10 protein-coding genes and 1 pseudogene are annotated in these 10,768 nt (G+C 72.4%); 5 read left to right on the plus strand and 6 right to left on the minus strand.

Annotation, left to right across the window (positions count from 1 at the left end):
- Positions 1-82: 82 nt before the first annotated feature.
- Positions 83-784 (minus strand): maleylpyruvate isomerase family mycothiol-dependent enzyme, encoded by a 702-nt coding sequence (locus tag ABTX81_RS03690; protein WP_350541303.1) that lies wholly within the window; start codon positions 782-784, stop codon positions 83-85.
- A gap of 660 nt (positions 785-1,444) precedes the next feature.
- On the opposite strand from ABTX81_RS03690, the gene ABTX81_RS03695 reads away from it, so the two are divergent.
- Positions 1,445-2,170, plus strand: coding sequence for a helix-turn-helix domain-containing protein (locus tag ABTX81_RS03695; RefSeq protein WP_350541328.1), 726 nt, complete (start codon positions 1,445-1,447; stop codon positions 2,168-2,170).
- 221 nt (positions 2,171-2,391) lie between these two features.
- Here ABTX81_RS03695 and ABTX81_RS03700 read toward each other — a convergent pair whose 3' ends face one another.
- Positions 2,392-3,039, minus strand: coding sequence for a peroxiredoxin-like family protein (locus ABTX81_RS03700; protein WP_350541304.1), 648 nt, complete (start codon positions 3,037-3,039; stop codon positions 2,392-2,394).
- 130 nt (positions 3,040-3,169) lie between these two features.
- On the opposite strand from ABTX81_RS03700, the gene ABTX81_RS03705 reads away from it, so the two are divergent.
- Positions 3,170-3,787 carry a TetR/AcrR family transcriptional regulator gene (locus ABTX81_RS03705; RefSeq protein WP_350541305.1) on the plus strand — a complete coding sequence of 206 codons (618 nt, stop codon included), beginning with the start codon at positions 3,170-3,172 and terminating at the stop codon, positions 3,785-3,787.
- Between the two features lie 113 nt (positions 3,788-3,900).
- On the opposite strand, the gene ABTX81_RS03710 is transcribed toward ABTX81_RS03705, so the two are convergent.
- Positions 3,901-4,485: a TerD family protein gene (locus tag ABTX81_RS03710; protein WP_350541306.1), complete on the minus strand. Its 585-nt coding sequence runs from the start codon at positions 4,483-4,485 to the stop codon at positions 3,901-3,903.
- A 288-nt stretch (positions 4,486-4,773) separates the two neighbouring features.
- A complete protein-coding gene (locus ABTX81_RS03715; RefSeq protein WP_350541307.1) occupies positions 4,774-5,733 on the minus strand; it encodes a Gfo/Idh/MocA family oxidoreductase in 960 nt (319 codons plus the stop codon).
- Between the two features lie 221 nt (positions 5,734-5,954).
- Between ABTX81_RS03715 and ABTX81_RS03720 the strand changes: the two genes are divergently transcribed.
- The 3 genes from ABTX81_RS03720 (at position 5,955) to ABTX81_RS03730 (ending at position 9,160) form a co-directional block, all read left to right on the plus strand.
- Complete coding sequence (locus ABTX81_RS03720; RefSeq protein ID WP_350541309.1) at positions 5,955-6,533, plus strand: TetR/AcrR family transcriptional regulator; 579 nt, start codon at positions 5,955-5,957, stop codon at positions 6,531-6,533.
- A gap of 278 nt (positions 6,534-6,811) precedes the next feature.
- Positions 6,812-7,849 (plus strand): agmatine deiminase family protein, encoded by a 1,038-nt coding sequence (locus ABTX81_RS03725; RefSeq protein WP_350541310.1) that lies wholly within the window; start codon positions 6,812-6,814, stop codon positions 7,847-7,849.
- 111 nt (positions 7,850-7,960) lie between these two features.
- Positions 7,961-9,160, plus strand: a complete 1,200-nt coding sequence (locus ABTX81_RS03730) for an agmatine deiminase family protein (RefSeq protein ID WP_350541312.1) — start codon at positions 7,961-7,963, stop codon at positions 9,158-9,160.
- Between the two features lie 59 nt (positions 9,161-9,219).
- Here the strand turns inward: ABTX81_RS03730 and ABTX81_RS03735 are convergent, their stop codons facing one another.
- Positions 9,220-10,395 (minus strand): agmatine deiminase family protein, encoded by a 1,176-nt coding sequence (locus tag ABTX81_RS03735; protein ID WP_350541313.1) that lies wholly within the window; start codon positions 10,393-10,395, stop codon positions 9,220-9,222.
- A gap of 225 nt (positions 10,396-10,620) precedes the next feature.
- A pseudogene (locus ABTX81_RS03740) lies at positions 10,621-10,768 on the minus strand (pirin family protein); the annotation flags it as partial.

Below are 10,768 nucleotides of genomic sequence, written 5' to 3' on the forward strand. Positions count from 1 at the left end.
TCCACGACGCGGGCGCACGGTGAACGGGCGGGACCGCTGCTGCTCAGCGGTCCCGCCCGTTCACCGTGTCCGTACCGCGCGCTCAGCGGCCGACGAGCGGCTCCACCTCGGCCACGGGCGGCGTGAACGGGCCCCAGGCGAACGCCTCCGCCCACGTCCCGGCCGACTCGCCGGACCACTCCAGACCCTCGATCTGCGCCCGGGTGCGGCGCCCGGTCAGCGAGCGGAACACGTCCACCGCCGCCCCGCTGACGGTCGCCGCGGGGGTGCCCTCACCCACCACCCAGGCCCTCCCGGGGGTCTCGATCCGCAGCGCCGGCAGCCCGCCGCCGTGCACCGCCAGACCGAAGCCCATGGTGGACAGGTCCAGCGCGCCGTCGAACGCGGGGTGGGCGGCCGGCTCGGCGGGCGCGTCCAGCATCAGCCGCAGGTCGACTTCGTGCGAGAACACGTCGAGCAGCAGGATCCGCCGGCGCAGCTCCGGGCTGCGGTCCAGGGCCGCGGGCAGCTCGCCGTCCAGCCCCTCCCAGCGCTCCAGCAGCCCGGCCACCGGGACGTCCGCCAGCGGACCCAGGTCGATCTGGTTGTCCTCCAGGGCGACGAACGACTCGCAGATGTGCACCAGGTGCCCGATCAGGTCCCGCACGCTCCAGTCCGGACACGCGGGCACGCCGACGGCGTCCGGGTCCGGCAGCGCGGCCACCAGGCCGGCTATCGCCTCCCTGGTGCGCCGGTAGACCGCGTACTGCTCGGCCGGGTCGTGCTGAGTCTGTGACGCTGTCACGGTCGTCTCCTCCGGTTCCGGGGCGCCTCTCGGGCGCCGCCGTGGTGTGATCCGTTCACTCGTCGCGCCTGCCTGACGTGTCGCCGGCAAAGCGGAACGGTACAGCCAGTGAACGGCCTCGGCCATGGCCTCCTCGACCGGCCGGGAATCGGGAGCGCCGACCGTGGCGGCCGCCGCGGCGGGCACGGCGTGGACGCAGGCGCAGGGCGCGGCCGGTGGCCGTCCGCAGAGCCGCCAGGTGGTCGGCGGTGCCGAGGTAGTGGTTGGGGGAAAAGATCCGGTGCGGGGCGTCCGGCGCCGGATTTCCGCCGCGCGGGGCAGATTTTCGACAATCGGGCCACACCGCGATCCAGAAGGTGCGAGAGTCACGCGTTGGCAAAACGATGTGTCTGTACCAAAACCCGGCCGAGTCACCCGGCCGGTTCCGACGGAAAAGGGAGAAGCATGCCGGATGAGGGAGCCGCCGGGCCGTTGAGCCTTGCGGCGCTCACCCCACGTGGACAGGGGCACGCCGTCTGCGCCGCGCCGGGGGGACCGGCCCGCGATCCCGCGAGGATCCGGGCGTCACCGGTCCGGATATGGCATGCGACATACCGACGAGCCCAGGGTAGGGAGATCCGGATGGCCATCGCTGCGGCGATAGAGCGAAGCATAGACGCCATGTGGCGGAATCACGCGGATCCGATTTCCCTCGAGCAGCTTGCCGATATTGCTTCCTACAGCAAATTCCACTACTGCCGGATGTTCAATGAACTGACCGGGACATCACCTGGCCGCTTCCTCACCGCGATCCGGATCTTCATGGCCAAGCGGCACTTACTGGAGACCCCGGACAGCGTCACCGACATCACCTACCGGGTGGGTTACAACAGCCTGGGCACCTTCACCAGCCGCTTCACCCGCAGCGTCGGCGTCGCGCCGACCTGCTACCGCGCGCTGGCCCAGGACGACGACCTGCCGCCGCTCACCCCGCCGGGCACCGGGACCGGCCACGGCCTGTCCTCCGTCACCGGACAGCTCTTCTTCCCGTCCGAGGTCGGCCCGGTCCGGGTCTACGTGGGCGCGTTCAACACCCCGATCGTGGAGGGCTACCCGCAGGCCTGCGACATCCTGGACGAGGACCGCCCGTTCCGCCTGCACATCCCCGACGGCCTGTGGTTCATCCGGGCCGCCGCCGTGGCCATGGACGACGGCTCCCCCCGGCAGCGGATCCGCCTGCCCAGGCTCGTCGGCACGGGCTGGGCGGTCCGGGCCCGCAGCGGCCGTGCCTACCGCGCCGACGTCCAGCTCCGCGAGGTGACCCCGTTCGACATGCCGATCCTGCTCGCCGTCCCGGAGCTCGACGGCTTCAGGCGCCTGACGCACGCCGCTACCGCTACCCGCTAGAAGTACCCCCGTACCCGCATGGCTCTCCCCCGTCCGCCCCCGCGACTGGCACCCCTTCGGCATGGTGGCCTCACCCGCACCGTCCCGGCCGGACACGGCCGGACCCTCACCGTCCCCGCGGGCGCCCGGCCGAGGATCTCCCGGCCGGGCGCCCGCCGGGCGCGAGTTCGCCGCACGGCTCGCGCCCGGCGCCCGTCAGTCCAGCGCCTCAGTCCAGCGCCTCAGTCCAGCCCGTCGAGCGCGGCCAGGATGTCGGCCGGCTCCGCGCGGGTGATGTAGTCGGTGTCGACGAAGGCCCAGCGGATGGTGCCCGAGCGGTCGATGACGTAGGTCGCCGGAACGGGCAGCGTCCGAGGGTGGCCCGCGTTGTAGCGGTCCAGGTCGATGCCCGAGCGGGCGTAGACCGCGGCGAGGTCCTCCGGCAGGTCGAAGGCGAGGCCGTACCGCGCGGCGGTGCCGCAGCCGAGGTCGCTCAGCACGTCGAAGGCCAGCTCGTTCTTCTCCGCGTACGACAGCGACTCGTCCGGGTTCTGGGGCGAGACGGCGACCAGTCGGGCGCCGCGGGCCGCGATGGCGTCGTGGTGCTGCTGCAGGGAACGCAGGGCGATGTTGCAGTAGGGGCACCAGGCGCCACGGTAGAAGGTCAGTACCACCGGGCCGTCCGCGAGCAGGTCGGCCAGCTCGACGCTCCGGCCGGTGGCCGAGGGCAGGGTGAAGGACGGCGCCTTCGCACCGACGGTCAGTGCCTGCTCCGCCTGACCGGAGTCGGCCAGCTCCCGGGCCGCCCGCTGCATCACGGCACTGACGTCGGCGGGGATCTGCTGCCGGCGCTTCTCGAAGAAGGCGCGCAGCTCGGTGTTGACGCTCATGGATCTCTCCCGCGGTCATCTCGGAATGCCATCTTGGAACGTTCGTTCCAAGATAATGGCAACCCGCGTCTCCCGGTCAAGGGCGCGGCCGGATATCTTGGAATCATCGGTCCAAGACGGGTGGTGGAGCATGGCGGACGTCAAGCACTTCGATCCGGACGCGACGCTGGACACCGTGATGCGGCTGTTCTGGCGGCAGGGCGTGGCCACCACCGGCGTCCAGGACGTCGTCGACGCCACCGGGCTCAGCCGCTCCAGTCTTTACGCGACCTTCGGCGGCAAGCAGGAGCTCTACCGCGCGGCGCTCGAACACTACGTCCGGGAGCGGTCCCGGCCCCTCCTCGGCCGTTTGGAGGAGGACGACCGGGGCCTGCCGGCCGTCGGCGAGTTCTTCGCCGCGCTGATCGAGAGGCGCTGCACCGGCGAGTTCGCCCGGTGGGGCTGCATGGTCTCCAACGCCCACGCCGGCGGCGAGAACGGCAGCCCTGCGGTGCGCGCCGTCCTCGACCGGCAGCACCGGTACCTGCGCGCCGCCCTGCACACCGCCCTCGTGTCGGCGCAGCGGCAGGGCCAGCTCGCCGAGGGCGCCGATCCGGACTCCGCGGCCGACGTCCTGGCCCTCCTGGCGCACGGGGTGAACCTGCGCTCCCGCGCCGGAGCGGACGCCCGGGAACTGCGGGCCACCGTCACCGCGGCGATCGCCGCTTTCGCGGCCCCGGCGGCCCCGGCGGCCCGCAGCGGCCCATAGCCGGGCTCCGACGGACGACCGCCGGGGCCGGCCACCGGAGACCCGCGCCAGCTGCTCACGGCCACTCGCGGCTACTCGCTCATGGCTACTTGCTCATGACTACTTGCTCATGACTACTTGCTCACGGCGAAACGCATCAGGTCCTTCTCGTCGCCCTGCTTGATCTTCCCCGTCTCGTTGATCACCTGGAGCTTCCAGCCCGCGCCCGCCCGTACCGCCTTGGCCACGGCGCAGCCGTTGTCGTTGGTGAGCATGCTGGGCCAGATGTCCGCGACCTGCTGGGTACTGCCGCCCGTCGCGTCGTAGACCTTGAAACTGATGTTGCGGGCGTTCTGGAAGGCACTGCGCTTCTTGTAGGCGGCGGCGACGAACACGATGGACGTGATGTTCGCGGGCACCCGGGCGAACTCGACGGTGACCGTCTCGTCGTCGCCGTCCCCGTGCCCCGTCTGGTTGTCACCACTGTGGACCAGCGAGCCGTTGCCCAGGGGGTCCAGGGAATCCAGGCCGGCGAGGCGCACGGGCTCGGAGCCCTGCATGGCGATGGCGATCAGGTCGAGGTCGGTGCCCTGCTTCTGCCGGAGCTTGCCCAGCAGCCCGCCGCTGCTCCCTGCGGTCGGATCCCAGGAAACCCCGATGGACAGGTGGGTCACCCCGTCCAGATCCGCCGGGCCGTCTTCCTTCGTCAGCGTGATCATGCGTGATCCTCTCGGTGGGGGCGCTGTTACGGGTCCGAGTCACACCACCTGGCAGCGGCGCATCGTCCGACCAGGGCAGACACCGTTTCCCCAGCACCATACCCGCCGCCCTCGCGACCGCCCGGAGCGGGACCGGACGACGACCGGGGCGCCGAAGGACGTGCGCGCCACCCGCCCTCGTCCACGCCCGCACCGCCGACACCGCCCGCCCGGACGCCTCCCGGGCGACCCTCCCCGCACTCGGCGACCTGGCCGTCGCACACCTGCTCCGCCCCGGGCCGCCGAGACCTACCGTGCCGCAGGACTCGCGAGATGGATCGCGGTGATCCTCGCCGCGGTGTCGAACCCGAGGACCGGATCGGGCCGGTCGGAGAGCAGGCTGGCGTAGAGCGGGCGGTAGTGGGCGACCTTCCGCCCGGTCCGGCCGTCGTTGCCGAACGCGGCCACCAACTCACCGCCCCGGGCGGCGAATCCGGTCATGGCGGTGTGGTCGATCCAGATCTCCACACCGGAGCGGCCGAGCACCAGGCTGCTCTCCTTGCTGCTGGAGCCGGTCAGCCAGCTGCTGCGCAACCGGGCGCTACCCTCCTCACCCCGGGAACGGAAGCCCACCGTGCACCAGGCGCTCGCGCCGCCGTCGAACTGCCGGGCGGAGGTGAGCCCGGTGAGGTCGACGAAGCGGGTGAGCATGCTGAGCTGGTTCACCCCCGAGTCCATCCAGCTGGACACGTACGAGGCAACGGCCTCGGGCGCCCGCAGGACATAGGGGTCGTAGAACGCCGAGGTGATGGCCGTGACCGGCCCCCACTCCGGGTGCGCCGCGAGCAGCTCGGCCGCCCAGTCGACCTCGGGGGAGAACGCGAAGTGGTGGGCCGTGAACACGCGCTCGCGCACACCGGCCTCGCCGTCCAGGCCGCGCAGCGCGCCGAGGTCGTGGACGAGCGGTTTCTCCACCAGAAGCCGGGCCTTCGACCGGGTGAGGGCCAGGACGGTCAGATCGGCGTGGGTCTCCGTCGGGGTCGCGAGGACGATCAGGTCCGGCCGGTGCGCGTCGAGCGCCCCGGCGAGGCCGCCGTAATGGGGCGGCGTGGCACCGCGGAACACCACCGGCCCCGTCGACCTGGGATCGACCGTGAAGTCCAGCTCCACGTCCGGCCGTTCCGCGAGCACCGCCAGGTGGGTCTCGGCGATCACACCGACCCCGACCAGCCCGACACGCACCGGTTCAACGCCCACCTGGTCGGCCATCAAGCCTCTTCCCCTCGCCCACCACGGCCCCGCACCTCAGGGCCCGCCTGCCTCGATCCTCGCGCGGCCACCTCGGCCCACCGGCCCAACGATACGGCCGGACCGTCGATCCAGCGCGAGGTCGATCGCCTCCGTGGACGAGGCGGTGGCCCCGTCGAAGCGGGCGTTCACCCGCCAGATGCGGGCGACCTCCGCCGAACCCCCGGGTATGGTGGTGGATCATGTCCAGCCGTAAAACGTCGATCATGGAAGCAGCGGCGCGGGTGATCGCGCGGCGGGGGGTGCGCGGGCTGCGCGTGGAGGAGCTCGCCGCCGAGGCGGGCGTGTCCACCGCGCTGATCTACTACCACTTCAAGGACCGCACCGGGATCCTCCGGCAGACCCTGGAGTTCATCAACGACCGGGCGGAACGCTACACGACCGAGCGCGCCGCGGACGCGCCGCCGCCGACCCCGCGCGAGGAACTGGAGCAGGCGCTGCTGCTGGAACTCCAGGACACCGTCGAGGTGCGGGAGAACACCACCGCCTGGGGCGAGCTGCGGGCGAGCGCGGTGTTCGACGACACCCTGCGCGAGGACCTGGCGCGGGCCACCCGGATCTGGGTCCAGGAGATCGCCGAACTGCTGGGCAGCGTGCGGCCGATGTCCTCGGCGGTCGCGCTGGCCGGCGCGGCGGAGCGGCTGACCGCGCTGATCGAGGGGCTGAGCACCCGCTGGCTCAGCGGCTCCCTGCCTCTGGCGCACGCCCGAGCACTGATGGCCGACGCGATCGACGCCGAGGTGTCCCGGCTCGGGTCCTGAGCGGCACCTGATCGAATCCTGACGGGGCCTGCCGGGCCTCCGCCCAGCCCACGCTCCAGGCCTCCTTGCGCCCGGTCCGTCACGCCCCGTACGCGCTGTCCACCGGCAGGGTCAGGGCACCCCTCTGAGTTTGACTGAATTTTCAGTCAATGCGAGTCTGAATCCGCAGGCAGGGTGCTGCCGCCGGCCCGTTTCCCGTGTGCACCGGTGCGTCGCAGCGCGCAGAGCGCTCCTGGCCGCACCCTGGCCCGGCACCGTCGCACGAACTGGAGAATCCCATGACCAGCTACCACGACGCCCACGTCGCCGGGACCCGTCCCTGGGTGCCCGCGGACGACGTCCCGCACGCGCGGACCTGGATGTCCTGGCCCTCCCGCCGGGGCGTGTGGGGGCTGCGTCTGGGCGGCGTCCAGGAGGACATCGCCCTGATTGCCCGCACGATCGCCGGGTTCGAGCCCGTCGTCATGTGCGCCCCCGACGACTACACGGCCGGCAAGGCGCGCGCGAAGTGCGGCCCGGCCGTCGAGGTGACCACCGCCATCCCCACCGACGACCTGTGGATGCGCGACATCGCCCCGGTGTTCCGTCGGGACGGCTACGGAGGCCTGGACGCCGTGGTCCTCAATTTCAACGGCTGGGGCAACAAGCAGGTCCACCACGACGACGCCCGGGTCGCCGAGCTCCTGGCCGCCCGCCGCGGGCTGCGCCACACCTACGCGGACTTCGTCGGCGAGGGCGGCGCGATCGAGACCGACGGCGACGGCACGGTGATGGCCACCGAGAGCAGCCTGGTCAACAAGAACCGCAACCGAGGCATGAGCCGGGACGAGATCGAGGACGCCGTCCTGGAGGCCTACGGTGCCGACAAGATGATCTGGCTGCCCGGCATCGAGGGCCAGGACATCACCGACGACCACGTCGACGTCACTTCCCGGTTCGTCCGCCCCGGCGTGGTGATGGTGCAGCTGCCGCCGGCCGACCGCGACGACGAGTGGGCGCGGGACGCCCGCGAGCAGTTCGCGATCCTCTCCTCCGCGACCGACGCCCGCGGCCGCCGCCTGCAGGTCGTCGTGGTGCACGGACCGGACACCGTCCGCTCGCGCAGCTCCACGTTCGTGGACTCCTACCTCAACTTCCACCTCGTCAACGGCGGGGTCATCACCGCCCGGTTCGGCGACGCCTACAAGGACGCCGCAGCCCGGGAGAGCCTCGCTGCGGCCTTCCCCGGCCGCGAGGTGGTGCAGCTCGACGTCGACCGGCTGATGGCCGGAGGCGGCGGCATCCACTGCTCGACCATGCACGAGCCGATGCCGTAGCGGCGCCGGCCACCCTCCGGAGGTCCGCCCCGAGGGCCCTCCGCCCGACCGCCCCGGCGCCGCCCGCCGCACCCTCCGTCCTGCCGAACGACCATGCCCGGAGTCACCCGCATGACCACCACCCTGTCCCGCCGCACCATGATCCGCTCCCTCGCCGGCGTCGGCGCCGGAGTCGGCGTCCTCACCCTCGGCCTCACCGCCTGTGACCCCACCGGCGCCGAGGAGATGGAGGGCGCCGCGACGCCGTCCCAGCCCGGCGGCACCCCCGGCACCCCCGGCACCCCCGGCACGCCCGGCACGCCCGGTGCCCGGCGCTTCGGCGCGGAGTGGGAGAAGCACCTGCGCACCGTGATGTCCTGGCCCGCCTCCGAGAACGTCTGGGGCGACCAGCTGCCCGAGGTCCGCCGGGACGTGGCCGGCCTGGCCCGGGCGATCTCGGCCCACGAGCCGGTCGTCCTGATGGCCCGTCCCGAGCAGGCGGACGCCGCCCTCAAGGCCTGCGGCTCGGCGGTCGAGGTGGTGCCGATCGCCGTCGACGACCTGTGGGCCCGGGACACCCTGCCGGTGTTCGTCGAGGAGGGCGGCAAGGTCAAGGGCGTCGACTTCAACTTCAACGGCTGGGGCGGCAAGCAGCAGAGCGGCAACGACTCCAAGGTCGCCCGGACGGTGCTGGCCACGTACGGCGTGGAACGGATCGAGACCCGGCTGGTCGCCGAGGGCGGCTCGTTCGAGACCGACGGCCAGGGCACCCTGATGGTCACCGAGAGCTCCGTCGTCAACGAGAACCGCAACCCGGGCATGAGCCGGGACCAGGTCGAGGCGGAGCTCAAGAAGGTCCTCGGTGTGACCAAGGTGATCTGGCTGGCCGGCGTCAAGGGCAAGGACATCACCGACGCCCACGTCGACTGCCTGACCCGCTTCGCCGCGCCCGGCGTCGTCCTGCTCGACCAGGCCTTCCCCGGCGGCCCCGCGGACGTCTGGTCCCGCGCGGCCGACCAGGCCCGCGACGTCCTCACCAGCGCCACCGACGCGACCGGCAAGAAGTTGCAGGTGATCGAGCTCCAGCAGCCCGACCCGGACAGGATCACCGGGCGCGGCGACGCCTTCGTCTCGTCGTACATGAACTTCTACATCGGCTCCAAGGGCGTCTACCTGCCGAAGTTCGGCGACACCCGGGCCGATGAGCGGGCGCGGCAAGTGCTCAAGCAGTACTTCCCGGACCGGGAGATCGTGCCGGTGAAGATCGACGCGATCGCGGCCGGTGGCGGCGGGATCCACTGCGCCACCCACGACGTCCCCGCACTCGGCTGACCGGGTGGCCGGCCCGGTCGACGCGCCGGATCCCGTCCCGTCGGGCTCACCGGGGCGCCCTAGGCGCCCGCCGCGGCGGGCTGCTGCTGGGTGGCGCAGTGGATGCCGCCGCCACCCGCGGCGATGTGGTTGACGGAGACCTGGGTGATCTTGCGGCCGGGGTGGAGGTCGCCGAGGATGCCGGCCGCCCGGTCGTCGGCGGTCTTGTCCCCGAAGTGCGGCACGATCACGCCGCCGTTGCAGACGTAGTAGTTGATGTACGTGGCCAGGAAGTTCTCGCCGGCGCCCTGGATCAGGTCCGGGTCCGGCTCGGGCAGGTCGACGACCTCGAAGCTGCGGCCCTTGGCGTCGGTGGCGGACTGGATCACCTGGATCGCCTGGTGGGAGGCGGTGGTCCAGATGTCCGGCGGGGTGTCGGCGGCCGGCCGGTGCAGCACGACGGTGCCCGGTTCGGCGAAGCGGGCCAGGGCGTCGACGTGGCAGTCGGTGATGTCCTGTCCGGCGACGCCCTTGAACCAGATCACCTTGTCGACGCCGAGCAGGTCCTTGAAGGCCGCCTCGATCTGGTCCCGGGTCCTGCCGGGGTTGCGGTTGTCGTTGACCCAACAGCTCTCGGTGGCCATCAGGGTGCCCTCGCCGTCCACTTCGATGCCGCCGCCCTCACCGGTGACCGGCGCCCGCAGGCGGGTGATGCCGTAGTGGCCGAGGAGGGTGCGGGCGACCTCGGCGTCGCTGGCGTGGGTCTGCTTGTCGCCCCAGCCGTTGAAGTTGAAGTCCGCCCCGGCGAGGCCCTGAGGGCCGGTGACGAAGGTCGGGCCGGTGTCCCGGGCCCAGAGGTCGTCGACCATCAGCTCCAGCACCTCGACCGAGGAGCCGCAGGCCTGCCGGGCCTGGTCCGCCTGGTCGGGCCGGGCCAGCAGGACGACCGGCTCGAAGCCGGCGATGGTCCGGGCCAGCGAAGCGATGTCCTGGCGGACGCCGGGCAGTTGGTCACCCCAGACCTCCTCCAGGGCCGGCCATGCCATGAAGGTGCGGGTGTGCGGGGCGGACTCGGCGGGCATCGCCCGCCGGGTGACGGCCGGACCGCCGGACGGCGTCGCGCCCGGGGCCGGGCCGCTCGGCCCGGGCTGTTCCTCCGACGAGCTGCCCGAGGAACAGCCACCGGCCAGGGCCAGAGCACCGAGCGCGGCGCCGGACCGCAGGAGAGCACGGCGGGACGGCCGGGAGGGAGCCATGGGACCTCGTTCCGGTAGGTGCCGGGTTCGGCTCCGCACGCTACTGAGGGGGCTCCGCCGTCCGGGGGCAATCCAAAGCGCCCGGCGCCCTTCCCACAGGCTCGGGACGCTTCCGCCGCCCCGTTCCCGGCGCGGCCGGTGTCCGGTCGCGAATGCCGGACCAGGCGTCTGAACCACCTGGCGCCAGCGTGCAGCCGGACACCACCTGTACCGCGTCTGCGCAGGTCAGCGCTCCCGTCCCCGGGCCTTGAGCGGGATGTCGGGGAGGGCCGGGGCGTGGAGGCGGGCGCCGTCGTAGCCGTGGACCTGGCCGAAGCGGGTGCCGGTTTCCCAGTCGTTGCGGGCCTGGAGGATCTCGTCGCCGGTGCGGCCG

The sequence above is a fragment of the Kitasatospora sp. NPDC097605 genome, assembly GCF_040302725.1.
Taxonomy (GTDB): Bacteria; Actinomycetota; Actinomycetes; order Streptomycetales; family Streptomycetaceae; genus Kitasatospora.